A 22087-nucleotide genomic window follows, 5' to 3' on the forward strand; every position below is an offset into this window, starting at 1 on the left:
CTAGATAAGCGTTCGTGAGTGTCTGGCCATTCCATCTTTGACTGGCCTGTGCATACCACGAGCTAAAAGATAAAGGCCTCTAGCGTGGCCGTGTCATTGTGGGTTCGGCGGACGCGGTTCACTTAGGCCTTCGGCAGAGTTTCTTGCCATCCGTCATGTCGCAGACGAAGAACTTCACTTGCCACGGCCCGGTGAAGCCCCGTACGAAAGGGTAACTGCCGCCAGGGGGAATGACGCTCGTGGTTCCCCAGCCGCCTTGGGTGGCGCAGCGCTGTTCGAGAGTATTTGGCGGCGCTGCGCATGCGATCACGGCAATCGGCATGGCGCAACGGTTCTGCCATCGCGAGGGCAGAGTCGTACCACTCTGGTTGTGGACCATCTGCACGCAGTCATTGCGTGCATAGGGGGCATTGAGGTTACGGCTAGAGGCAGAGGATGATTTGCCTTGTCCGGACTGGGCCTGTTGATAATTCGAGCGTTGAGTGTCCAGTAATCGGGAGGCCTCGGTGGCCGGCCCGTCGGGCTCCTCGCCGCGTCCGCTCAGTTGCACGGCTGCTGGTGCAGTGCTGGCCGCAGTGGATGCGGCATCGGTTGCTGTGCCGCCATAGCAATCCATGATTGCGTCGAATTGCTCTCGCTCGGCCATCGCCTCCTTGACGCGACCGGCGGCCCAGTCACGTTGTGTCGGGTCGCCCTGAGCTTGTGTGATCATGTTGTTCCAGTTTGACCGCGATGCCGCCATCGCAACGCGGATTTTTTGCCAATCGTCGCGGGTGAGGCGGGCCACCTGTGCGTTGCTCTGCAAAGGAGTCGGAATCGACAAACGCGGAAGCGGGATATCAGGGCCGCCGGTGGTCGGGATGGGGGTGCCCACTGGGTACTTGAACCAGACCCACTCATAGAGTGGTCGTGGTGGCGATTTCTGCATGCCACTGATCAAGTATTCGAAATGGTGGAACGTTGTTGGGCAATGCTTATTGCCGGTGCGGGTTGAGGGGCTGGCTGTGCGGATCGCAGCCGCCGTCGGTGTGCTTACGTTGGCGTCGCTCTGGTAGCGCGCCTTGAGTGGTGTCAGGTTATAGCGGGCTATCGTTTGGCATTGTGGTATTGCTAGGCAGGCCTCGGAATCCAGCCAGACAAAGCCGTTTTGCTGCGAACGAGGGTCGCCTTTGAAAAACGCGGTCTGCCCATCGGCGCGCGTCATGCTGCCATAGAGGTTGGAACGATCAGGGTTACCGTCTACCAGGTTCAGCACAACCAGCGTGGGTTTTGAACCTGTTCGCGGCAGAATCCAAACCCCCAGGCCGTCGGCTCGACCATTTATGCATTTTCCTGTCCAGGGAATGCTGTGCGTGGCGCCATCCTGGGTGACGTTGGCTTTGCAGGAGGGGGCCCCATCCTGCGCCTGTGCTCCGAAAGCGGTCATCAAGGAGAACACCGCGATTGCCAACCAGTGATGCATCGTCTTCATGATCCGTCCCTTGTCGAGAGCTCGAGTTCGCGTTGTCGCGCGTCACGACTTCACCCACTGTCCCGCTTCGTCATCCCGCAACCTAGCGCCAGCCCAGACGACCTGGCCAAGCACACGCACAGGGTGGCCGTCTTCCAGGGGGATATCGGCATAGCTGGGATTGAACGACCGGGCCACCCAGCGCCCGGAGAGACGTTCCTTGGTCACCGTCTTCACGATCATCTTGCCGTCATAGTTGATGGCGTAGACCCCGCCAGCAGCCAGATCACGTAGCGTCAGGCTCTCATTGGGCACGATGAGCAGCGCGGCGCCGTCACGGATGACGGGTACCATGCTGTCGCCCTTCGCGTATACGACACGAACTCTCCCGTTGTCCGCGCCCACCGACTTCAGGAACGACTTGCGGAACTGGATCATGCCAGTCTGCTCTTCGGCGTGATTCTCGATGGGCTCGCCGGCCGCCAGACGCACATCGGCTAGCTCGGGGACCTTCTCGAATTTGTCATTGGCAGCGGGAGGTTCACCAACCCCGACATTTGCCACTACGCCCGTTTGGGTACTGATTCGTAGCGTGCGCTCGCGCTCTGCCTGGTGCGTGGTCTTGCCACCTTCCCAAGGAGCGGCTGGCTTAGCGATTGGTGTGAAGAAGGGATCATCCGCTGCGTCCATGTCCACGAGCGAGCTGCGGGCAGGCGATCCACTCGTCTGCCCCGGCGCGACTGTGATCGGCAAGTTCATCTGAGCTATAGCGAGGGCCATCGCTCCTTGAAGGGCGCTTAGCTTGGCAGGGGGAAGGGCCCGAACTTGGTCTTCGGGAATCTCTGGGAATGGCCAGTCAGTGGGCTGTTGGACGTCGGCGGTCGAAACGGGAGGGCCATCAGGCTCAAACCAGCCTTTCATTCCAGGCATGGCTTCAATTGCCCAAACGGTCTTTTCCGTGACCGGCCGGATTCCAGAAAGCACCTGACGAACGAAGGCGCCGTCTTTGTAGCCAAGCCGGCGGCCAAAGTCGGTTTTATTCCCTTTTGATACGTGGTCCACAGCCGCCGAAAGACGGGCGATCCGGAACTCGTTTAGTTCTATCTCGTTCATGATCCGAAAAGTAGCATGTGCTACTGGTGCATTTGCTAATTACGAAACGTAGCAAACGCTACAAATATGTGCGCATGGACCTGAACTCATCCTGTCTTCCCCTGGCGCCCTGACCGTGGCGCAACTCCGTGCGCGCATGGTTGAGCTTGGCTACGACGTCAAGAACGACGCGCAGATACGACAGTGGCGCATTCGATACAAGGACCGCCTCCCTTCGCCTGAGAACTGCGTTGGCCTGGAGCTTGCAACTGGTGGGGCGATCCGTCGTCAGGATCAAAGGCCTGACGACTTCCTGCGTATTTGGCCAGAGTTGGCCGAAGAGACGAGGGCGGCATGACATCAACACACAGCAGTCCCTGTTTTGGTTTTTGCGTTCATCAGGAGCTCTCCGATGCATAGCCGGAGTGTTCAGGGCTGCGGGTCCTTAGCCCAATCGGGCAAGTCTGCCTCGTTGTCCCGAACTACCGGTCGTTCATCCATAGCCACGTCGAATTTCGTCCGCGTACCTGTCCAGGCTCCGAATTCGAAGTCAATTTTCCCGATAGTGATTCTGACATTCTTCCCCGTCAGCTCGGAGAGCGATTTTGCAATGACCTCTTCGATGTCACTGACGGCATGCATCTTCAAGGAGTGATCTTCCTTGAGCGAAATCCTTACGGGGGCGACCCCGATTGAATGGTTGTCGTACTGCTGCGAAGTGTTCGGACGCCCAATCTTAAGTGAAGGGGCGGCAACGGCCTTTCTGGACGGCCTGACCGAAGATCCGGAATCGCTGCGACAGGCATTTTCGCAGGCCATCAAGTACGCGCGAACCTTTCCACTTCCCGTAGAACTTCGCGAATGGATGTGTATCAACCGTCTTAAGCCATATACGGGTGCGGCATATGCATAGCGCCGCCCCTATGACATTCGGCGCGCGGCTAGCGCGCCACCAAGTGGCACCGGAAGAGGCTGTCTGGTTCTTCAACGTCCCGTACGACACCCAGGACGGCGGCGTTTCCGAGCAAGCTGAGTCTGGCGAAGCAGATGACGGGGTCCAGATCGGTCCGCTGGACGTGTAGGGCGCAATTCGTTTTCCATGCAGCGCATCGTAAGGCTGTCAGGGAGGCAACGCCGTGGCCTCCATGCTTCTAAAAACGTCACTGTCGAAGACATTGATTTGTCTCTCGCATAAATTCCATATAGGCGCTGGCCCGCTTCTCGTCGCGGATGCACACGTAGGTCTGATGGGGGCCTACCAAGTATTGACGCGGGTTTGCATGAAGTTCATGCAAACCCGCGTTTTCTTTTGCGTGGGGGATTTTTGCCGATCTGGCCACGCGCTGTTTTGATGGCGTTGATCGCCCGGTGTGCGTCGGGCTGCTCCAGAGTTCATTGGACGGCAAGTCCTCGGGAACAGGGAATGGCGGTTGGTCTGCAGCCCATAAATGGCTAGGGTATATTGGCCGCGCACCGATCTGAAGGAGAAAGGATGATGCGTACGGGGTTCGCCGCCTTGCTGTTGACCGTTATTGCCGGATGCGCGTCGTCTCCGGCAGATGTCGCCACCGCCCCGAGGGCAAAGGCGTCCGCTGTTCTCGATCCCGCGCTGCTTGTGGAGGGGGCGGAAAAGGGGACCATCCGGATAGTCAGAGACCGTGGCGTGTTTGGCTCCGCAAGGAATGCATTGATATACATCGACGGGCGCCATGTGGCGAACGTCGACGCGAATCGTGTCCTTGAGCTGCAAGTACCGGAGGGAGTGATACGACTGGGTTTGCAGATGGACAATGTGACCGAGCCCATTCAGTACCAACAGGTATCGGTCAAACCCAACGTCACGTATGACTACCGGGTCAGCATGACTGGCAACGGTCTTACCACGGACTGGCGATTGGATCGTCTGAACTAGGGCGCTCTCTGCCATGCGGGTGGCGATATTTGCCCCGGACGATGCGGTCATAGGGGCCTCCCCTTGCGCATCCAGGCATATGCCGCTGTGCGGAGAAGAGATGGCGCCCGCGACGCGGGACGATCCTGCGAAATACTTATGCCGCGGGCGGCCGATGGGCTACGGCCACCGCGATTGACCCATCGGGCAGGCGGTACTTTCCATCGCCCAGCCATACAACAGGCTCCCCGGTTGGCAGTGAACAGTGATATTCGGGCTTTGGCGGATCCGTCGTCCCGCGCTTTATCACCAATCGGCGTTGGATCCGACAGGTAGATCGATCCGGCAGTTTGACGATGACATCTGCGAGCCGTGTCCCGGTGGCCATTGGCTTTCCCCTAGAGTCGGCGCCTGCATTCGGGTAGTTGTGCCAGCAGGCGCAATCCCGTGGCGCTATACCTGTAGCAGTTGCCAAGGCCGGAGGGCATCGGCCAATTGGGGTTGCGGGAGCAGTCCGCCAGTTGCGAACACAAAGTCTTCAATGGAAAAGCGCCCCTGTATTTGGGGCGCTTTCCATGTATCACACTCGGCGTTCGCGAGAGAGCGTAGTTCGCTTCGGCGGCCTCGTCAGGTTCCTTTCACGCATCCATCCGGCCTCCCAAGCGTCGACCTTTGCCTGCCATGCTGCTGGTGACTCTCCTGTGTGCCCTGGCATCGCCTGGGCTTTAAGGTAGGGACAATCCCATAGGGTCAATCCTTGGCGGGCGGCCAGCGCTCCTTGCTTTCGGATGTCCTCATGCATTTCGGCACTCCTCCAAAAGTAGATGAACGGAGGGCCAGTATGTAGTGAATTGAGGGGGCGCCGCAATAGTGTTTCTACACCGGACGCCTTGGCGCGACGCCATCTCATTTCCGCACGTAGCGACCATGGGCCCCCAAACAGTTCGCCGAGTGCGTCATTCCCCCACGCTGCATCTAGTGCTTGCGGTCTAATTCTGCTTAATCAGAGTCGCGGAGGAGTTTTCGCCGCTTAAGCTCGGCGAGTCGGGCCTCAGTCTCTTCTCGCCAGCCGGTCTCCCAGGCGGTCAGCTTGGCATTCCAATGCTGCGGCGGTGCGCCTGCATGGCCTGACATATTGGGGGCTTTCATGAATGGGCACGCCGAGAGCGGGACACCGTGTCTGGCTGCTTCTCGACCTGCGAGGCGTACAGAGTCATCCATTACGCACCTCCTCACGTTGGCATTGGCCTAGGTAAAACGATGGACGCGATAACGCCGGATGTCGACCGACGTTACCGACGGAAATAGAGGAGGGATGGCCCGCATTAAAAATTCGGACTTGACCAGCGCGCAGCGGTAAAGTGCAAGCAAACCTTGCAAATGGGGCCGCAGCAATCGGTGGGTGCTACCGCCCGAATTCGTTGGTTTTGTGTCCGCCGCTACCCGCCCGGCCGCCGGGCAATGTGCCCTCTGGCGCGGGATTGGCGCGTGACCCCTCAACGGTACCCTGGCCTCGCACGGGCTGAGGCGTCTGCTCTCCTGGGCCGCCGGGTGTGGCGGAGGCCGCGTCCGTGGGCGTTTTTTCGGAGGCAGGTGCGCCGTCCTCAGTTGAATTGGTGGGTTTCTGTTCGGAGGCCGTGGCGGGTTCCTTGCTGACTTTGTCGCGGGGTTGCTGTACCTGTGCCTGGCCCTGGGCGTAAAGCTTGGCGGGCTGTACGTGAGTGCCTGCGACGAGCAAGACAATGGTTAAAAGTGCGTGAGTTGGCTTCATGACTATCCTCCTGGAGGCGCTGGTCGTGGAGCAAATACCGTTCCTTCATTCCCGCCAAGAAAAAGCTGTCCGCGCGTAAGGGCGCAGAAGGCGTGCTTGGCTGAAAACACAATGTATTGCCGCCGCGGATCATTGCAGCCGGCGTGCCAAACGCCACTCCGGGAACGCGAATTGCGGGCTTCATTTCGCTTCATTTTTCAGGGCTCCCGAAGAGGGACGGCCCCGCAAGAGGACTAAGATCTAAGCGCGACCAGGGCCGCAGCGGTCCGAGAAAAGCGCTGTAGCCACACGCTCTATGTGACGTTGCATTTCTTTGGCGAGAGTAAACCCATGGACAGCGAAGAATTGTTGGCGCTAATGATCTCGATGCCCGCGCCTGCGCCGAGCCCTGGCAATTGGGATAGCGTTCTCATGATCTATTCGCGCCACCTGGAGCGGTTGGCGCCGAAGCTTGATGAGCAGGACCTCGGCGCGCTTATCGCCAGCGGTGCGATGTTCTACCGGACGCTGTGCGTGGTCGACGCTGCCAGGATCCAGGCGGTGGAGAGATGGGATGGAACGCCTCCGAGCGAGCCGAAATGAACGTTGTCGGTCGCTGTCCCGGACGCGTCGCCGGGGCGGGGCGGCTTCGATTCTCGGCGTTGGCGGGAGAGCGCCGATTCACCAGATTCATCTGAACCCCATCAAAAAGAGGATATGACCCCGCCCCAATGCTTGCTAGATTGACTTGAATAAACAACGCTGACGGCCAGGCGCCCGTGCTTCGGGGCGTGGCACAGGAGCTCTTGGCATGACCTGGTGGCAGATCATCCTGATCGTTCTGGTCATCATCTTGCTGGCCGTCATGTTGGCTATATGGGCGAAGGCGCAAGCGTACCGCCGCGACGCCGAAGAGCATGGGGATCTGGACGGGTAGCTCCGGGGCGGCCCTAATGGCTTTATCCGGGAAGATAATCACCCATCGCATTTGCGCAAGTCAGTCTATTTACGACGTCGTGGTCGCAGCTTTGCGCCAATCAGAACTGATAGGTATAAGTGACTTGCACCGTGTCCAGGCCCGGATTCGGCCGCTTGATGCCGGCATTCGAGAAATGCGAGTACCGCAGGCCGATGCGGTTGTTTGGCGTTAGCAGAAAGCCTGCGCCAATGTGGTCGCCGAATTGGAATGCGGAGCCGATGTTCTTGTCCGCAAAGCGGGTGCGCGTGAAAACGGTGGCTCCAATGCCAGCCTCTATATAGAACCGTTCGCTGGTCCACCAGCGGAACATGGGAATGGCGCTGAATTGCCAGACATTGCCGGGCGAGCGGGATCCGTCCGCAGTCCAATAGGATGCGCCGAACTCCGGAGTCAGGTCCAGTCGGCCCCAACTGCCGCTGAACTCCGTGCTCCAGAGCGGCGAAGTTTCATAGTTCAGCGTGTAGCGCTTGTAATGTTCGCCTACGCCATAGTGCAGGCTGACGCCGCCTTTCGTGCCGACGGAGTTGGCCGCCGCCTCGGCTCCCGCGCCTGCCAATACCAGGCTGAGCAAGGCTGGGACGAGTATCTTGCGCTGGAGCTTTCTCTGCGTGAGTTTGTCTTTGTTGGTGTTCATCTGGAAATCCCGTTTCCGGGCGGAGTTGCTTAATGGCGGGCTAACTCTATCAATCGTCCAGACGAAAAATATGAAGTAGTGTGAAGTTTTAAGCGGGTATTGGCACCGTCAGGCTGCGAAATGCTGGGTGCCAATATATGAGTGTGAGCGGGAAAGCCGGTGTCAGATAGTCATTTCGGGATCGAACGGATATATCGGACGGCGTAGATTGTTGAAGGGAAACTGTTCCAGATCGGCGCTCGCCACTCCCGGTCCCGCGACGAGTATGACCTCCTTCGCGATGGGTTCAAAGCTAGCCCTGAAGTGTTGGCGAGATTTGATCAGTACATACTTGTGTCGGGCCGGGTCGATGCCGGCATGCGTGAACACCCCGGTATCAAATGGCTCCTGTGGTTTTTCGCTGATGACCACAAGCGCACTGCCTGTATCGAGCACGGCCGTGCGGCCCAGAGTGACGAGCATGCCTGTGTGCATGGGACCGAAGACCCGGTGTTGTCCGTCCGTGATGCACCGGACGCGCCCCGTCAAACGCAGAGGCTGGCCGCTGATGCCCAGCGCGGGCACATCTGTCTTGCCGCCCACATCGACCGTGATTGAACTGCCCACACCCGCGTCGACCATTGCGGCTACGGCGGCGGGGTCCCAGAATGGGCCGGCTACCACGTCCTGTAATCCTTGGTGCAAAACCTCGCGCAAGACAGTCATGTCGTCCGTTGATCCGCCTGCACCGCAATTGTCGCCATGGTCCGCCATCACAATCGGGCCTGCTTTGGCCGAGAGCGCTCGAGCAATCGATTTTTCCATGGGTTCCGCATGGAACCTGAAATCGGCGCGGCGCGCCCAGGCTTCGGAACAGAGCTCATCGAGAACCCGTTGGGCTGCGTTCAGGTGATTGGTGTCGGCCACCACGACAACCGTGAGGCCGGCATGAGCCGTGTCGCCGTATGGGAAGCCGCCAAATACCGAAGCATTGAGAATTTCACCGTCGCTTTCCGCTTGCCGCGCGCGGTCCATGATGTCTTTCATGGGTTGCGCCAGTGGAGTTTGACGCAGGGTATGCGTCAGCATGGGAAGGCTGCGCCAGATCATCGCAGGCGTAACCTCGCCACGAAGCGCAGCCATGAGCGTGCGGGCGGCGCGCTCGCCCGTCTCGTAAATGTCGATGTGAGGGTACGTGCGATAGCCCGTAACGACGGTCGCGTTTTCGATCAGCACCGAGCTGAAATTGGCATGAAAATCGAGTGCGACCGCAATAGGGACGTCCGGCGCCACGGCCCGGATCCGCTTTAACAATTCTCCTTCGGCGTCGGAGTAGTGGTCGGAAATCATGGCGCCGTGCAGATCCAGCAATACCGCATCGCAGCCTTGCCGGACGGATTCGACGATGGTCGTGGCGATGTGTTCGAATGCTGCGCTTGTCACCAGCCCGCTAGGCATGGCGTATGCCATCAAGGGCACGACGAATTCGTGTCCTTGCGCCCTGGCCAGATCGATGAACGCGGCCGCCGCGCTATTGGTTCCTTGGCATGCCTGGATTGCGTCGTTGCCGTATAGCGGCCCCGAACTCCCGCCGCCCCGATTAAACGACGAGAGCGGAGTGGGATTGGGAGAGAATGAGTTGGTTTCATGGCGGACCAGCGCAATGACGAAACGCATGGATAGGGCTCCAGTGGAACGGTTTAGCGGGTTTGGGGTCAGTTGCCGTCCAGATCGATGTTCTTGGCGATGCTCCCGTAGCGGGCGGTTTCGGCCTGGATGCGTTGGCGGCTTTCTTCCGGTGGCGTCAGGACCGGCAGGTATGTGAAAACCTTCAGCCGATTCAGAAAATCCGGTTCCAGTACGCTGGCGCGTACTTCCTGGTAGAGCCGGTCGACGATGGCAGGGGGTGTGCCAGCCTTTACCGCCAGCGATATGTGCGCGCGTACCGTTAACGCGGCTGCGCTGTTCGGCTCTTGAGCCGGGATGCCGGGAAACGCCGGAATGGGCGTGTCCTGCAGAATGGCGAGCGGCTTGACCTTGCCTTCTTCTGCCAGATTACGGGATGCCCCGATGGGGTCGACCTTGGCGTCAAGACGTCCGCCGATCAGGTCCACCGTACCTTGCTCGGGCGCCCGATAAGGGACGATCGCGAAATCCAGTTCGTTGCGACGCCGCCAGTCCGCGAGCCCCAGATGGGCAGCACCGCCCACCACATTTACGCCGATGGAGACCTTGCCAGGATGGCTTTTGATGTACGCCTTCAAGTCCTCGAGATTGCCAAGCTCCTTCCGCTCGGGCCGGGTGATGATCCAGTGAGGCTGCGTGCTGACCACGGTGACGAGAGTCAAGTCACGCTCGGGATCGTAGGTAAGGTCTTTGATTACGTGGGGATTGATGCTGAGCGCCGTGTCGCTGGCCAGCAAAAGTGAATAGCCATCTGCCGCGCCAGACAACACACTCTTCACAGCAGGGACATTCGCACCGCCGGCAATGTTCTCTACGACGAGTTTCTGGCCTAGTCTGGTTCCGAGTTTTTCAGCCAATGCCCGGCCTATCGCGTCGACGGACCCGCCACTGGTGTACGGAACGATGATGCGCAACGGCGCCTTGGGCCAATCGGTACCCGCAGCCACGCAGGCTGTCGTCAATGCAGCGCACGCCAAGACGCCGCAGGCATATTTCAGAAAGGGAATCGCGTTCGCCATCGCTCGAACTCCTTGGTGTCGCAGACCGGGGCTGCGTCGGAAATGAATGTGTCGTGATGGCACTATAGAATCGAAGAATGGAAACAAATAGCGAATTAAAAGAAGTTAATATTTACCTAATGGTTAATATAAAAAGCACTATGACGCAGTGCTCCAAGTAGTGGACATGCCAGACCCTCATTCCCCAAGCGGGCAAGAATCCGCGCACCTGATACTGTCGCGCCTGAAGCTGCGCCACTTGCGCATCATTGGAGCCTTGGGCGAAGTGCAAACGGCTGCGGCGGTGGCCAGGCGTTTCCATGTCAGTCCTGCCGCCATCTCGAAGTCTCTGGCCGAGATCGAGGCCATTGTGGGCGCGCCATTATGGGAAGGCCGGGGCCGCCGAGGCCTGGCGCTGACCGATCTCGGCCGCGAGATGGCGAACCATGCGACCGTGTTGCTGGTGCAGCTGGAGCGCCTGGCAGAGTCCATGAGCGCAATCCAGAAAGGGGGCAAAGGGGAACTGCGTTTGGCGAGCCGGACCCTGTCCGTACATCCGCTGCTGTGCCATGCGCTTGCCACCTTCAATACGGACAGGCCGGGGATGACGGTACGCATGGTGGAGGGGGGCATCGTCGAACTGATCGAGCAGCTCGTCGATGGATCGCTGGACATTTTGTTTACCTATGCAGACCCGCGTTTGGACCTGGCCAGCCTGTCCACGGTGCGCATCTTGCCGGCACAGAAGGTTGTTGTCATCGCCAGCAGAGATCACCCGCTGCTGGCTCGCCGGAGAATCACGGCCGATATGCTTGCAAGGCAGCGGTGGTGCATCCCGAACGCAGGATCCCGCATCTTCCATCTGCTGCAGACCGCGCTGCACCATTTGGGCGTTGCGCTACCTTCGGAGGGCGTGCACACCAGCGATGTATCCGTCACGGCCAGCTTGCTGCAGGCGGGCGACTATCTGGCGGTCTTCCCGGAGGGCATTGCCGAGCAGCTGTGCACTGCGAAGGTTGCGAGGCGGGTGCGTTTCGACCTGGGCGGCCAAGTTGAACCGGTGGTCGCGGTTTGGAACAAGCAAGTCACCGCTCGTCCTGCGGCACAGTTGTTTCGACAATTGGTGGTCGATTGCGCCAATTCCGGGTCCGAATATCTCAAGGCGCCCCTGCTGGGCGCCCGCGCGGTTACGGCGCTCCGTCAAAAAAGGTAGGATTGCAGCTCCCATTTGGACGGCTCCGGGCTGCCCGGAGCATTAACAAGAAGCAAGAATGGAGCGCCACATGCCTGATCTGTTTTCGAAGTTGCGCCGGCCCGGCGTTGCCGCCGCCGTGCTTAGCGTAGCCAGCCTGATCTTCTCAGGTTGCACCACCACCACCGCCCAATCCTCGGCCACGGCCGCGGAAAAGAAACAGGAGCTGGATGCCGCGGCGGACGCCACCTTGTCCAAGCTCTATCAATCCTCGTCGCAGGCCAAGCAACTGGTGGAGCGCGCGCGCGGGGTGCTGGTGTTTCCGGGCGTGTTGAGCGCGAGTTTCATCGTGGGGGCGCAGCATGGCACCGGCGTGCTGCGGGTGGGCGGGTCGGATACCGGTTACTACAGCATCACCGGCGGCTCCATCGGCCTGCAGGCCGGCGCGCAGTCCAAAGCGATGGTGGTGTTGTTCATGACCGATGGCGCGCTGGCCAAGTTCCGGGCCAGCAGCGGCTGGACGGTGGGCGCGGACGCGACTGTCGCGGTGGCCAACGTGGGCGTGAACGGCAGCATCGATACTTACACTGCCCAGCAGCCCATCGTGGGTTTCGTCCTGAACAATGGAGGCCTCATGGCCGGGGTATCGGTGGACGGGAGCAAGATCTCGCCGCTGCTGCTGTAAGCGGCGAACGCCGCCTCACAGGCCCATGGCCTTTTCCCAGGGCAAATGGGGCGGCAGGGCCTCGCTCATCGCATCCACAAAGGCACGGATGCGCGGCGACAGGTGCCGGTTCGGCAGGTCGCCCAGGCGGCTGGATTTCCTCGTCCCATACTGCATGGGTTGTGCACGTTTGGCTTGGTGTCGCATGCAGTCGCCAGACGGTTGCAGCCTGCGGCGCCTGGGGCGGTGCGTTCCGTATCGCTGCGTTTTTCGGGACCGATGTATCCCGGCGAGACGTTGAGCGTGGAAGTTTGGCGGGACGGGTCTTTCAGGGCGAAGGTGGTGGAGCGCGACGCGATCGTCATCGACAATGGGATCCCGCGCATCGCATAGCGGGCGCTGCGCATTTGCGGCATTTGCGCGCTGCAAAATGGAAGAGCGCCCCAGCTCAAGGTGAGTCTGAGGCGCTCCTGCCCGGCTTCGCACGCGATGGGTGTCAGACAGCCCGGCAACTCAAATCTACTGCTGCGCTATAGGCTGGGCAATAGGGAAAACCCTTGAATATTAAAGGGTTACAAGATTCTGGTGCGGCCTGCACCGAGTCCCGTCATCACCGGCTAATGAAGGCAGCCAGCAGTCAACCGGCCAGCCACGACTTTATCCGCCTCGGTATCCGCGAATTGTGACGCCATCGTCAGACGCAGACACTGAAGCCTCTTCACAATGCCGGAGAGCGGATATGTCAGGGTTTAAGAAGCGTCAGTTGGGGCAGGGCATGACGGAATACATCGTGGTCGTGGCCTTGGTAGCGGTGGCAGCCATCGCGGTATATCAATACTTCGGCCAGGTGGTGCGGTCGCAGACCGCCGCCATGGCGCGCGAACTCGCGGGCGAGGATGGCGGCGCGCAGAACCGCGCGGCGCAGCAGGCGGCGCAAAAGGCGGCGGCGCAAACCAAGGCCCGTTCGCTCAAGTCCTTTACCGGCAACGCCGCGGACGCCAAGTGACGTCGCCGCACTGCGCACGGCTGGTCCATCAGCGGGGCCAGGCACTGGTCCTGGGCCTGCTGATGGTAGCGGCGGGAGGCATATCCCTGGTCGTCCTGTACAACTTGGGGCAAACCGTCGGATCGCGGCAGCAGCTGACTCACGCCGCGGATGCGGCGGCGTACAGCGGAGCGTTGGCGCAGGCTCGTGCGCTGAATGCCTTGGCCTACATCAATCGGACGCAGATCGCGCATCAGGTCGCCATGGCGCATCTGGTCACGTTGGGGGCGTCCGCCCAGTTCGCCCGCGCGATGCAGTCGCAGCGCAACCGCGGCAATCCGCCAGCTGGCCTGATCGCCATGCTGTTCGGCCCCGATATGGGCTTGGCCTATCAAGCGGCCAGGGCGGTGCCGAACGCCGAACAGCGGCTGGCGGAAGCGTTTGGCGAGCATGACAGAGTGGTCCGCCAGGTCCTCGACGCGACGGCGGCATCGGCGGTTGCCGGCCTGCCCGCTTCGCGCGACCGCATCATGAACAAGGTATTGTCCGCCAATCTTTCCGACGGCATCCAGGTCCGGGGTGCGGGTAGCGCACGTTTCAATGGATCGAATCTGCAATGGTTGACGGATGGTTGGCCGGGCTATGTGGCGCGTCGGCTGGCCACGCGCGACGCGGGTCTGCGACCTGCCGTCGAGCAGGCCGCGGACCACTATGGGTTTCTCAAGCGCCGCAACGTCACACGCCGCAATCCGTGGATGGTCCGTCCTTTTTGCCCTCTGCATCGGCACGAGTTGCGGCGCCGGGGCTCGACTTGGTTGGGACCAGACGGACGTTGGGGGGCGCTCGATACCCAGTCCTATCACGCGCTTCGCTTTAATCGCTGGCGGGGTTGCTACTTCCGTGAGTACGCCATGGGCTGGGGCACGGCCCAGGGCCAGAAAATCAAGGCGCCTGATGGCCTGGAGTACGTGGAAGAGCCACCCCTGGATTTTTCCGAGCAGGACTTCTGGCGCTGGGTAGAGCAGTCCACCAGCTGGGATTTGCTTGGCGACGCAAGCAATCGCCTTGCCAATTCATATGCCATGGCTGCAGCGCAGCGTTGGCCGGGACGCGGCCTGCCGGCCTATCGTGAAATCGCCTTGTCGCGCAGTGGCGATCCCCTGCGCTTTGCGGTGGCGGTTCGGCTTGCTGGTTCAGTCTTGAAAACCACCGATGCCAATAGCGATGTCCGTGCGCCGCTGGGCAAATTCGCTTATGCCGCGCTTGGCCGGACGGGCGCAGTCACCGTGACTTCCGCGGCCGAAACCTACTATGCCCGGCCGGAAGGCCGCAACGACGGCCTTGATGAACTCGGCACACTCTTTCGGCCCTATTGGGACGCCCGCTTGTCCGCGGTAACCGCCGCCGAGACGGCGCAGGCACGGAGGACCCCATGACGGTGGCTCTGACTCGGCAGCAGGGCCAGGCGATGGTCGAAGCGTTGCTGATACTGCCTCTTTTGGCCCTCTTGTTGTGGGGGGTGACCTGGATCGGAGGCCTGCAGTTTGCTGCGCAGGAAATGGCGCAGGCCAGCCGCAAGGCGGTGATGGCGAGCGCCATGGGGCAATCTATGCATGACTTGCCCAAGGCAAAGCGCGCGACCCTGTCGGGCGGGGCTAGCTTGTTGCACGGTATCGATTTGCCGCAGGTCGCCGCTTTACAGGACGAATGGTTCGGCGAGCACCTGAGGTTGCTGTCGGTGACGGCAAGCACGGCGCGCCGCGACCCCGTGGCTGGTCCACGTATTGCTCGCCAGACGTATGTGGCAAGCGGCGCGGGCTATGCGCACGGCGATGCGGACGCCCAGCGCCGCATTGGCAAAGCGCCTACACCCTGGGGAAAAACGGCTAGCGCCTCGCTGGCGCAGGCCCGCCGCTTGAAGCCCGTCGTCGATCGGATCGACGGTCCTTGGGGTAGGCCAGGGTTGTCGCTGGATTGGGTGTCTGTCTGGGCAGACGTGGTGCCTATGGATCGGCTGGCCATCCGCAAGGGGAAAGACAAATGACGCGACTTTGTTCTTCGGCATTACCGGCCGGCTTGGGCGCAGCGTGGGGTGGCAGTTGGCGCAGTCCGGTGGTGGCGCGCGTATTTCGACTGTTGCTGGCTGGCGCGCTGGCCGTGGCGGCAGTAGGAGGGCGCAGTATCGCTGCCGCTCAGGATCTGGCGGCTGGCGGTCAGGAAGCAGGATCTTCCAGCAAGCGAAAGCCTGGTATCGCCTCGTTGGAGGCCCTGCGCTTTCCTGTGGGATCACGGCGTGGGCTACTGGCGGACGGCATATGGCTGCACGGCGTCCCCGCGCGTGTACTGATATTCGACACACCGCTCAGCACGCCCGAACTGATCCGCTATCTGTCTGCCCAGCAACCCGCTCTGACCGACCTCAATGTGTTGTCCGGCCAGGCGATTCTGTCCGGCCGAGTGGGGCAGGAACGGTGGGTCATTCAGATGGAAGGTCTGGGCGCGCGCCGGACGGCGGGCAGCATTTCGGCGGTCAATCTGCTGGCTTCACACGGCACCCCGGTACCCGATTGGCTCCCGGCGGGCAGTCGGCTCAGGCTGGATGTGGCCATGATGGAGGACGGCGTTCGCTTCTCCGAGAGCATCTGGCAATACGTTTTGCCGCCGGAACAATTGGCCCCATTGCTGGAGGATCGCCTGATCCAGAGCGGTTGGCATCGTCTGCCGGCGTCCGACGAAGAGCATTGGTGGACGCGGGGGAAGACGCGCATGCGGCTGTCGCTGGTGCCCCTGGAGGGCGGCAGCGGGCTTCTGGTCAGCGGAAGAGCGCCATGATGAACAGGATGAGTCATGTCTTGCAGCGCTTGCGCAGGACCGGTGTATACGCGATCGCGCTGGCTGCAGGCCTGGTGTCGGCCTGGGCTGTGCGGGAGCATGTGCAGCAACGGGTCCAAGCGCTGGAAGCCGAGGCGCGCATGCCCATGGTCAGCCGCCTGGTCGCGGCGTATGACCTGCCTGCGGGCACGCAGCTCGAAGAGGTGCATCTGGCCGTGCGCGAGATCCCAGAACAATGGACTTCGAGGGCCAGCATCGATCCTCTGGATCTTTCCAGTCTGCTCGGCGCCACTTTGCTGGCCGACGTCGCCAATGGCGAAGCCTTGCTGCGCGGCCATCTGACGTTCACTGCTCCCGCTCCAGCGCTGGCTTCGCGCCTGCATAGCGGGCAGCGTGCCTTGACCGTGGCGGCGGCCGATTTGGGCGGCCTGGCCGACGTACTGCGTGCCGGCGATGCCATCGACATCTATGTCAGTTTCGCGCATCGCCAGCGGGAACTGACGGTACCCCTATTGCAGGGCATGCGGGTGCTGATGGTGGGCAGCGAGCCGGAAGGCGAAAGCAAGGGCGGCAGCATCACCCTCGCTGCAACGCCGGATGAAGCCATGCGCTTCGTGGCGGCTCGGCAAAGCGGAGTGCTGACCGCGATGCTACGTCATCGGGATGATGCCGCGGTCGTTAGCGGCGCCGCGCAAAGCGACCTTGCCTCGCTGATCGGGCTGGAGCCGGAACCCCGCGTTTTACCGGGCGTGAGCATCGTCTACGGAGACCGCTTGGATTCCAGGCTGGACGAAGGCATATCGAATTTGGCGGCTGTTCAGTCAGGAACCAACAAGGAGCAGCCATGAGGCAGGTCATAGTCAGCTTGTTCGCCTTGGCGTTAGGTCTGGTCAGCGAGGCAACGTGGCCGGCGGATCAGGTAATCGAACTTCAGGTGGGCGAAACACATGTCTTGTCGCATCCCGGAGTCAAGCGCGTGGCGATAGGCAATAGCCAGGTGATTGGCGCCATCGAGGCCGAAGGGCGAGAGGTCGTCGTGTTTGCTCGTGCCGAGGGAGTCTCGTCCATGCATGTCTGGACGAACCGTGGTCTCGCCAAAGCCTATGAGCTGAGAGTTGTCCCGGCTGGAGCACCGCGTTTACGGGCTGAGGTCGAAGCCTTGCTTGCGCGCATTCCGGGGGCGCGCAGCACCGAAGTGGGCGGCCGCATCCTGATAGAAGGCAATGACCTTTCCGATGATGATCGCTTGCGTATCGCTGCCCTGGCGGATCGCTATCCGACCGTACTGGACTTTACCGGGCAAGTGGGTTGGGACCACATGGTGCAGTTGGATGTCCAGGTGGTGGAGATTCCCACCTCCAGGTTGAGAGAGCTTGGAGTGAATTGGGGCACGACGACCCAAGGCGGCATCAACGCCGGACTGGCCTGGGATGCGGGGTCCTTGGGGCGCATGCGCCGCCCCGGAGAAGAAGTCATAGAGACCCTGGGCTCGGCGTCGGCGGCGGCGGGCTACTTCGGCGTGAATGCCCTGTTGTCGTCGCGTATCGCATTGCTGGCTCAGAGCGGCGAGGCCGTCATGCTGGCCCAGCCTCAATTGCTGGCGCGCAGCGGCGCCAGCGCCACGTTCCTGGCCGGTGGCGAAGTCCCTTACTCGTCGACCGATGCGCGTGGCAATGCCACGACGCTGTTCAAACCTTATGGCGTCATGCTCAAGATCACTCCGCGCATCGATCGCAGCGGAGTCATCCGGTCCTTGATCGAGGTGGAGGCAAGTTCCGTGGATACGGCGCTTAGCGTTCCCGGCGGGCCGGCGTTGCGCACGCGCCGCGCTTCCACCGAATTCAACGTCCGGTCGGGCGATACCTTGGTTATCGGCGGCTTCTTGTCCCGGGAACGGGATGAGGGAACCAGCGGCCTTCCTTGGCTGCAGGACATGCCCATTCTGGGCGCCTTGTTCTCGTCGCGCCGCTACCAGTTGCGTGAAACCGAGCTCGCGATTTTCGTGACCCCCAAGGTCATTGCGCAGGCCGAGCCCGCCATGGCGGAACGTGTGCAACGGGGGCGGGAAGTCCTGGAAGCGGCTTTCCCATTGCCGCCTCGCCTGGGGACCGCCGTGCCAACCGCGGGCGGTTGGAATACCCATTCGGGCGCGGGTTCGCAATGGAGCGCTCGCCGTACCGATGTTCCGCACTCTCTAATGGAAACGAGGCCATGATCGACATAGAAATGACATTCGAGGATGCGGCGGTACGCCGCTTGACGGTGGCCATGCCGGTGCTGATCGGACGTGCGGCGCAATGTGGCCTGCGCATCGCGAACTGGCGGGTTGGGCGTCAGCATGCCCGCTTGCTGCGCGAAGAGGCTGCCATCGTTCTCGAAGATCTTGGCACATTGGCGGGAACGCTGGTGAACGGCGAAAGAATCGTGCGCCACGGCCCGGTATTGCCCGACGACGAGATCCTGATCGGGCCTTGCCGGTTGCGGGTCCGCCCGGCCGCTGGTAGCCAGCACGATGACACGCCGGGCGGCGCTACGCCCGACGTTTCGGCACAGGGATCGATGCTGGTGCCGGATTCCCCAGCACCGCCCGTCGCCGCAATCTCACCGCCCATCCTGTCGCCGCAATATCAGTTGCAGGAACGTCGGCGTTTGCACGCGGCCTTGCTCGCAGCGCTGGATCTGCGCCGACGTGACGTGGCCGGCATGAGCGACAGCATGTTGCGTGCCGAGGCGGAGCGCTTGTTGACACAGATTGTCGCCACGGACGCAGACTTGCCTGCTGAGGTGGACCGCGCAGCGCTCTGTCGCGAGGTGCTGGACGAAGCGGTCGGCCTGGGGCCGCTGGAACCGCTGCTAGCCGCCGCCGACATCACCGAGATCATGGTCAATCGCCATGACGAAATCTACGTCGAGCGAGCGGGCCGCCTGTCGCGCCATCAGGCAGCGTTTACCAGCGAACAATCCGTGCGGTGGGCCATCGAGCGCATTGTTACTCCCTTGGGGCGGCGTATCGACGAGAGCTCGCCCATGGTGGATGCGCGCCTTGCGGACGGTTCCCGCGTGCATGCCGTCATTCCGCCGGTGGCAATGCGGGGTGCCTGCCTGACCATACGCAAGTTTCCGCAACGTCGCCCCGGGATGCCCGATCTGCTTGCGGCGGGCTCATTGAGTAGCGCCATGGCGCAGTTCCTGGCGCTGTGCGTAAGAAAACGCAGGAACCTGGTCGTGTCCGGCGGCACCGGATCCGGCAAGACGACATTGCTCAACATTCTGTCGAATGAAATCCCCGATGGCGAACGTTTGGTCACCATCGAGGACGCGGCGGAGCTCCGCCTGAACCACGAGCACCTCGTGGCGCTTGAAGCCCGTCCGGCCAATCAGGAGGGGCGCGGGTGCATCGATATCCGGGAGCTTGTGCGCAATGCGTTACGCATGCGGCCTGATCGGATCGTGGTGGGCGAGTGCCGTGGGCCGGAAGCGTTCGACATGCTGACCGCGATGAACACCGGCCACGAGGGATCGCTGACGACATTGCATGCCAATTCGCCTCGGGATGCTCTGGGCCGGCTGGAGTCGATGATCCTGATGGCGGGCCTGGATCTTCCTTTGGTCGCGGTGAGGGAACATATTGCGGCCAGTGTGGACATCGTGGTGCAGCAGGCCAGGCTATCCGACGGACGGCGAGTCGTGACGTCCATCGCGGAGGTCACCGGCATGGAAAGCGGGCGCATACAGCTTCAGGACCTGTTCCGGTACGACCGTCTGCGGGGTTTCGCTGGGTGCGGTGCCTTGCCCGGCTTCGTGCGCGAATGGGCGCAAACCGAGGAGACCTTCGATCCAGCCTGGTTCTCCGATACGTCCGAGGCCGGACCGGGCGCCGCGGTGTTCTCGCAAGGCACGCCATGATCTGGCTTGCGGCAGGTGGCGCCATGATCTGCGTGTTGCTGCTGGCGTGGCGCGTCCAGGCCTGGTTTGCCCCGGCGCTGCGCCGCTACCGCCAGGTCTACACCCAGGAGGCGGGCTTGCGTTTGAGCGAGGTGTTCCTGTTCATCGATCCGGCCCAGTTATGGGTGGGCGCGGTGGCCTGCGCTGCATTGGCCGCCGCATTGTCCTACGCCGCCACGGGCAAGGGGGTGCTGGCCGCCGGGACCGCAGTGCTTGCGTCTCGCTTGCCCGGGGCTCTTGTGAATGCACTGCGGCGCAGGCGTGCCCGGCGGTTTGAACACCAACTGCCGATGGCGTTGCTGATGCTCGCCTCCGCCTTGCGCGCGGGCGTCGCATTGACGACAGGCTTGCGCCACGTGGTCGAGCAGAGCGCGGCGCCGCTGGCCCAGGAATTCGGATTGATGATGCGTGAGCAGCGCATGGGGGTGTCCTGGGACGTAGCGCTTGAGAATCTGCGTGGCCGGATGCCGGCCGATTCCACCGTGCTTGTCGTGGCCGCCATGCGCATTGCGGCGCAGACCGGCGGCAACCTGGCGGAAGCGCTTGAGAGTATCGCCCAGACACTGCGCGCCAGGCTGCAGCTGCAGGCAAAGCTGCAGGCGCTGACGTCCCAGGGCCGGCTGCAGGCCTGGATAGTGGGAGCCTTACCCTTGTTGCTCCTGGTCGTGCTGGATCGCCTGGAGCCCGAAATCATGGGGTTGCTCTGGCATACCCCTATCGGCTGGAGCGTGCTGGCCATCGTGGCCGTATTGGAGATCGCAGGTATGTTGCTGATCCGGCGCATCATCCGGATCGATATTTGAGGTTCCGTGCATTGGGTGTCATGTGTGGCGGCCGGGAACACCCCGGCGAGCTTTTGCCATGAAGCCGGGAAATTGGTGGATGGCGTGACGGAGGAAGTCATGTGGTTGTACTTGAGCCTGTTGACGACCGCGCTGGTTGCCGGTTGGTTGACGTGGGTGGGCTTGAAGCCATTGTTATTGGAAAGCCCGGGCGCATCATCCGCGCTGCCATGGTGGTGGCGGGCCGCCTGGCCCTGGGTGTCGGCGGTGGCGCCCTTGGCCGAGCCGTTGTGTTCCTGGCGCTGGCGTGTACGGTTGACGCGAGCGATCGAGCAGGCCGCCTTGCCCGCCGGCATAAGTTATGCGCATGTAGCGGCGCTATGCTGGAGCGCGGCGGTGGCGGCCGGCGGCTTGGCGGTTGTGGGATCCATCATGTTGACGCAGGCGCAGCCCTGGGCTTGGAGCCCGTGGGCGGTGGCGGTTGCCTTGGTGTCTGGCGCCGCGCCGATATTCTGGTTGCGAGGGCTGGCGCTCAAGCGGCGGCGCAGTATCGAACGCGACCTGCCTTTTGTGCTCGACATGATGACGTTGTGCGTGGAAGCAGGGCTGAGCGTACACGGAGCCTTGCAGATGGCTGCGCAAAGCGGGCCGGCCGGCGTGTTGCGCGATGCGTTGACCGATGCCTTGGCAGAAATGCGGGCAGGGGTCGCCAGATCGGCCGCGATCAAGGCCTTGGCGGAACGCAGCAACAGCCCGCTTGCGCGCAACTGGGCCGCTGCCGTGGCGCAGGCCGAAGCGTTGGGCATCAGCCTGGGGCCCGTGCTGCGTGCGCAGGCAGCGCAAAGCCGCAGTGACCGTCATGCGCGCGCGGAGCAGTTGGCGATGCAGGCGCCCGTGAAAATGTTGCTGCCCCTGATCGGCTGCATTTTTCCGTGCACTTTCATCGTGCTGGCTTTTCCGATTGTGGTGCAGCTGTTGCAGAGCGTGCAATGAATGGCGGCGGGTCATCGGCGCCGCGCGCCCGGCTCAGGCTGCTCAAGGTTTCCAGCTGGTGCGGACGCGCGCGAGGCTTGCTGGGGCGCAGGCCGCCCGGGCCGCGGACTGGCATCCTGCTGATGCCTTGCGCCGCGGTGCACACCTTTGGCATGCGTTACGCCATCGACGTGGCGTTTGTATCGAGACAGGGTAGGGTTGTGGGAGTGCGCAGGGCGCTTGCGCCCTGCCGCAT

General features: G+C 62.0%; 26 protein-coding genes and 1 pseudogene. 18 read left to right on the forward strand and 9 right to left on the reverse strand.

Annotated elements, in window-relative coordinates:
* Positions 1–118: 118 nt before the first annotated feature.
* The 3 genes from CEY08_RS29900 to CEY08_RS27475 form a co-directional block, all read right to left on the reverse strand.
* Positions 119–1471, reverse strand: a complete 1353-nt coding sequence (locus CEY08_RS29900; RefSeq protein WP_126389650.1) for a hypothetical protein — start codon at positions 1469–1471, stop codon at positions 119–121.
* 42 nt (positions 1472–1513) lie between these two features.
* Positions 1514–2563 carry a S24 family peptidase gene (locus CEY08_RS29905; protein WP_084738518.1) on the reverse strand — a complete coding sequence of 350 codons (1050 nt, stop codon included), beginning with the start codon at positions 2561–2563 and terminating at the stop codon, positions 1514–1516.
* Between the two features lie 408 nt (positions 2564–2971).
* A complete protein-coding gene (locus tag CEY08_RS27475; protein WP_126389647.1) occupies positions 2972–3190 on the reverse strand; it encodes a hypothetical protein in 219 nt (72 codons plus the stop codon).
* A gap of 13 nt (positions 3191–3203) precedes the next feature.
* Between CEY08_RS27475 and CEY08_RS29910 the strand changes: the two genes are divergently transcribed.
* The 3 genes from CEY08_RS29910 (at position 3204) to CEY08_RS27480 (ending at position 4454) form a co-directional block, all read left to right on the forward strand.
* On the forward strand, positions 3204–3455 hold the full coding sequence (locus CEY08_RS29910) for a hypothetical protein (RefSeq protein ID WP_126389644.1): 252 nt from the start codon (positions 3204–3206) through the stop codon (positions 3453–3455).
* Positions 3456–3498: 43 nt separating this feature from the next.
* Positions 3499–3624, forward strand: a complete 126-nt coding sequence (locus tag CEY08_RS30285; protein ID WP_269471923.1) for a hypothetical protein — start codon at positions 3499–3501, stop codon at positions 3622–3624.
* A 410-nt stretch (positions 3625–4034) separates the two neighbouring features.
* Positions 4035–4454: a hypothetical protein gene (locus tag CEY08_RS27480; protein WP_063639645.1), complete on the forward strand. Its 420-nt coding sequence runs from the start codon at positions 4035–4037 to the stop codon at positions 4452–4454.
* A gap of 559 nt (positions 4455–5013) precedes the next feature.
* Here the strand turns inward: CEY08_RS27480 and CEY08_RS30315 are convergent.
* The gene (locus tag CEY08_RS30315; RefSeq protein ID WP_313378096.1) at positions 5014–5343 is read right to left on the reverse strand and encodes a CrpP-related protein; all 330 of its coding nucleotides are present in this window, start codon (positions 5341–5343) and stop codon (positions 5014–5016) included.
* Between the two features lie 89 nt (positions 5344–5432).
* Positions 5433–5654, reverse strand: a complete 222-nt coding sequence (locus CEY08_RS30355; protein WP_076812378.1) for a CrpP-related protein — start codon at positions 5652–5654, stop codon at positions 5433–5435.
* 880 nt (positions 5655–6534) lie between these two features.
* Between CEY08_RS30355 and CEY08_RS27490 the strand changes: the two genes are divergently transcribed.
* Together CEY08_RS27490 and CEY08_RS30290 are read left to right on the forward strand one after the other, a co-directional pair.
* Positions 6535–6786 carry a hypothetical protein gene (locus tag CEY08_RS27490; protein ID WP_063962061.1) on the forward strand — a complete coding sequence of 84 codons (252 nt, stop codon included), beginning with the start codon at positions 6535–6537 and terminating at the stop codon, positions 6784–6786.
* Positions 6787–6994: 208 nt separating this feature from the next.
* Entirely contained in the window at positions 6995–7120 is a 126-nt protein-coding gene (locus CEY08_RS30290; protein WP_263283740.1) for a hypothetical protein, read from the forward strand.
* Between the two features lie 100 nt (positions 7121–7220).
* Here CEY08_RS30290 and CEY08_RS27495 read toward each other — a convergent pair whose 3' ends face one another.
* From CEY08_RS27495 to CEY08_RS27505, 3 genes are all read right to left on the reverse strand, one after another.
* A complete protein-coding gene (locus CEY08_RS27495) occupies positions 7221–7796 on the reverse strand; it encodes an acyloxyacyl hydrolase (RefSeq protein WP_076812382.1) in 576 nt (191 codons plus the stop codon).
* Positions 7797–7958: 162 nt separating this feature from the next.
* Positions 7959–9452, reverse strand: a complete 1494-nt coding sequence (locus tag CEY08_RS27500) for a M81 family metallopeptidase (RefSeq protein ID WP_076812385.1) — start codon at positions 9450–9452, stop codon at positions 7959–7961.
* 38 nt (positions 9453–9490) lie between these two features.
* Complete coding sequence (locus CEY08_RS27505) at positions 9491–10480, reverse strand: Bug family tripartite tricarboxylate transporter substrate binding protein (protein ID WP_076812387.1); 990 nt, start codon at positions 10478–10480, stop codon at positions 9491–9493.
* Positions 10481–10646: 166 nt separating this feature from the next.
* On the opposite strand from CEY08_RS27505, the gene CEY08_RS27510 reads away from it, so the two are divergent.
* Entirely contained in the window at positions 10647–11672 is a 1026-nt protein-coding gene (locus CEY08_RS27510; protein ID WP_076812390.1) for a LysR family transcriptional regulator, read from the forward strand.
* Positions 11673–11742: 70 nt separating this feature from the next.
* Positions 11743–12336, forward strand: a complete 594-nt coding sequence (locus CEY08_RS27515; RefSeq protein ID WP_042796896.1) for a BPSL1445 family SYLF domain-containing lipoprotein — start codon at positions 11743–11745, stop codon at positions 12334–12336.
* A 15-nt stretch (positions 12337–12351) separates the two neighbouring features.
* Here the strand turns inward: CEY08_RS27515 and CEY08_RS29915 are convergent, their stop codons facing one another.
* Positions 12352–12492 carry a hypothetical protein gene (locus CEY08_RS29915; protein WP_175147407.1) on the reverse strand — a complete coding sequence of 47 codons (141 nt, stop codon included), beginning with the start codon at positions 12490–12492 and terminating at the stop codon, positions 12352–12354.
* Between CEY08_RS29915 and CEY08_RS27520 the strand changes: the two genes are divergently transcribed.
* The 11 genes and pseudogenes from CEY08_RS27520 to CEY08_RS30385 form a co-directional block, all read left to right on the forward strand.
* A complete protein-coding gene (locus tag CEY08_RS27520; RefSeq protein ID WP_232033891.1) occupies positions 12439–12708 on the forward strand; it encodes a MaoC/PaaZ C-terminal domain-containing protein in 270 nt (89 codons plus the stop codon). The genes CEY08_RS29915 and CEY08_RS27520 overlap by 54 nt on opposite strands.
* 346 nt (positions 12709–13054) lie before the next feature.
* Entirely contained in the window at positions 13055–13321 is a 267-nt protein-coding gene (locus CEY08_RS27525) for a hypothetical protein (RefSeq protein ID WP_042792867.1), read from the forward strand.
* Positions 13318–14736 carry a pilus assembly protein TadG-related protein gene (locus tag CEY08_RS27530; RefSeq protein WP_076812393.1) on the forward strand — a complete coding sequence of 473 codons (1419 nt, stop codon included), beginning with the start codon at positions 13318–13320 and terminating at the stop codon, positions 14734–14736. The genes CEY08_RS27525 and CEY08_RS27530 overlap by 4 nt, the downstream gene beginning before the upstream one ends.
* Positions 14733–15344, forward strand: coding sequence for a TadE/TadG family type IV pilus assembly protein (locus CEY08_RS27535; protein WP_076812396.1), 612 nt, complete (start codon positions 14733–14735; stop codon positions 15342–15344). The genes CEY08_RS27530 and CEY08_RS27535 overlap by 4 nt, the downstream gene beginning before the upstream one ends.
* Positions 15341–16132, forward strand: coding sequence for a hypothetical protein (locus CEY08_RS27540; protein WP_063639636.1), 792 nt, complete (start codon positions 15341–15343; stop codon positions 16130–16132). The genes CEY08_RS27535 and CEY08_RS27540 overlap by 4 nt, the downstream gene beginning before the upstream one ends.
* Positions 16129–16980: a Flp pilus assembly protein CpaB gene (gene cpaB, locus CEY08_RS27545; RefSeq protein WP_076812399.1), complete on the forward strand. Its 852-nt coding sequence runs from the start codon at positions 16129–16131 to the stop codon at positions 16978–16980. Before CEY08_RS27540 ends, cpaB begins: the two co-directional genes overlap by 4 nt.
* Positions 16977–18347: a type II and III secretion system protein family protein gene (locus CEY08_RS27550; protein ID WP_076812402.1), complete on the forward strand. Its 1371-nt coding sequence runs from the start codon at positions 16977–16979 to the stop codon at positions 18345–18347. The genes cpaB and CEY08_RS27550 overlap by 4 nt, the downstream gene beginning before the upstream one ends.
* On the forward strand, positions 18344–20038 hold the full coding sequence (locus tag CEY08_RS27555) for a TadA family conjugal transfer-associated ATPase (RefSeq protein ID WP_076812405.1): 1695 nt from the start codon (positions 18344–18346) through the stop codon (positions 20036–20038). The genes CEY08_RS27550 and CEY08_RS27555 overlap by 4 nt, the downstream gene beginning before the upstream one ends.
* Entirely contained in the window at positions 20035–20880 is an 846-nt protein-coding gene (locus CEY08_RS27560; RefSeq protein WP_042792871.1) for a type II secretion system F family protein, read from the forward strand. The genes CEY08_RS27555 and CEY08_RS27560 overlap by 4 nt, the downstream gene beginning before the upstream one ends.
* Positions 20881–20979: 99 nt before the next feature.
* Entirely contained in the window at positions 20980–21852 is an 873-nt protein-coding gene (locus tag CEY08_RS27565) for a type II secretion system F family protein (protein ID WP_076817582.1), read from the forward strand.
* Positions 21849–22085 (forward strand): annotated as a pseudogene (locus CEY08_RS30385) (DUF192 domain-containing protein); the annotation flags it as partial. The gene CEY08_RS27565 and the pseudogene CEY08_RS30385, both read left to right, overlap by 4 nt.
* Positions 22086–22087 lie beyond the last annotated feature (2 nt).

It is taken from the genome of Achromobacter insolitus, from assembly GCF_002209555.1.
In the GTDB taxonomy this organism is placed as follows: Bacteria; Pseudomonadota; Gammaproteobacteria; order Burkholderiales; family Burkholderiaceae_B; genus Achromobacter; species Achromobacter insolitus.

Coding starts and splice junctions, on each gene's coding strand:
- CEY08_RS29900 (WP_126389650.1), bottom strand. CDS start 1,471: ATGAAGACGATGCATCACTGGTTGGCAATCGCGGTGTTCTCCTTGATG.
- CEY08_RS29905 (WP_084738518.1), bottom strand. CDS start 2,563: ATGAACGAGATAGAACTAAACGAGTTCCGGATCGCCCGTCTTTCGGCG.
- CEY08_RS27480 (WP_063639645.1), top strand. CDS start 4,035: ATGATGCGTACGGGGTTCGCCGCCTTGCTGTTGACCGTTATTGCCGGA.
- CEY08_RS30315 (WP_313378096.1), bottom strand. CDS start 5,343: ATGAGATGGCGTCGCGCCAAGGCGTCCGGTGTAGAAACACTATTGCGG.
- CEY08_RS30355 (WP_076812378.1), bottom strand. CDS start 5,654: ATGGATGACTCTGTACGCCTCGCAGGTCGAGAAGCAGCCAGACACGGT.
- CEY08_RS27490 (WP_063962061.1), top strand. CDS start 6,535: ATGGACAGCGAAGAATTGTTGGCGCTAATGATCTCGATGCCCGCGCCT.
- CEY08_RS30290 (WP_263283740.1), top strand. CDS start 6,995: ATGACCTGGTGGCAGATCATCCTGATCGTTCTGGTCATCATCTTGCTG.
- CEY08_RS27495 (WP_076812382.1), bottom strand. CDS start 7,796: ATGAACACCAACAAAGACAAACTCACGCAGAGAAAGCTCCAGCGCAAG.
- CEY08_RS27500 (WP_076812385.1), bottom strand. CDS start 9,452: ATGCGTTTCGTCATTGCGCTGGTCCGCCATGAAACCAACTCATTCTCT.
- CEY08_RS27505 (WP_076812387.1), bottom strand. CDS start 10,480: ATGGCGAACGCGATTCCCTTTCTGAAATATGCCTGCGGCGTCTTGGCG.
- CEY08_RS27510 (WP_076812390.1), top strand. CDS start 10,647: ATGCCAGACCCTCATTCCCCAAGCGGGCAAGAATCCGCGCACCTGATA.
- CEY08_RS27515 (WP_042796896.1), top strand. CDS start 11,743: ATGCCTGATCTGTTTTCGAAGTTGCGCCGGCCCGGCGTTGCCGCCGCC.
- CEY08_RS29915 (WP_175147407.1), bottom strand. CDS start 12,492: ATGCAGTATGGGACGAGGAAATCCAGCCGCCTGGGCGACCTGCCGAAC.
- CEY08_RS27525 (WP_042792867.1), top strand. CDS start 13,055: ATGTCAGGGTTTAAGAAGCGTCAGTTGGGGCAGGGCATGACGGAATAC.
- CEY08_RS27535 (WP_076812396.1), top strand. CDS start 14,733: ATGACGGTGGCTCTGACTCGGCAGCAGGGCCAGGCGATGGTCGAAGCG.
- CEY08_RS27540 (WP_063639636.1), top strand. CDS start 15,341: ATGACGCGACTTTGTTCTTCGGCATTACCGGCCGGCTTGGGCGCAGCG.
- cpaB (WP_076812399.1), top strand. CDS start 16,129: ATGATGAACAGGATGAGTCATGTCTTGCAGCGCTTGCGCAGGACCGGT.
- CEY08_RS27550 (WP_076812402.1), top strand. CDS start 16,977: ATGAGGCAGGTCATAGTCAGCTTGTTCGCCTTGGCGTTAGGTCTGGTC.
- CEY08_RS27555 (WP_076812405.1), top strand. CDS start 18,344: ATGATCGACATAGAAATGACATTCGAGGATGCGGCGGTACGCCGCTTG.
- CEY08_RS27560 (WP_042792871.1), top strand. CDS start 20,035: ATGATCTGGCTTGCGGCAGGTGGCGCCATGATCTGCGTGTTGCTGCTG.
- CEY08_RS27565 (WP_076817582.1), top strand. CDS start 20,980: ATGTGGTTGTACTTGAGCCTGTTGACGACCGCGCTGGTTGCCGGTTGG.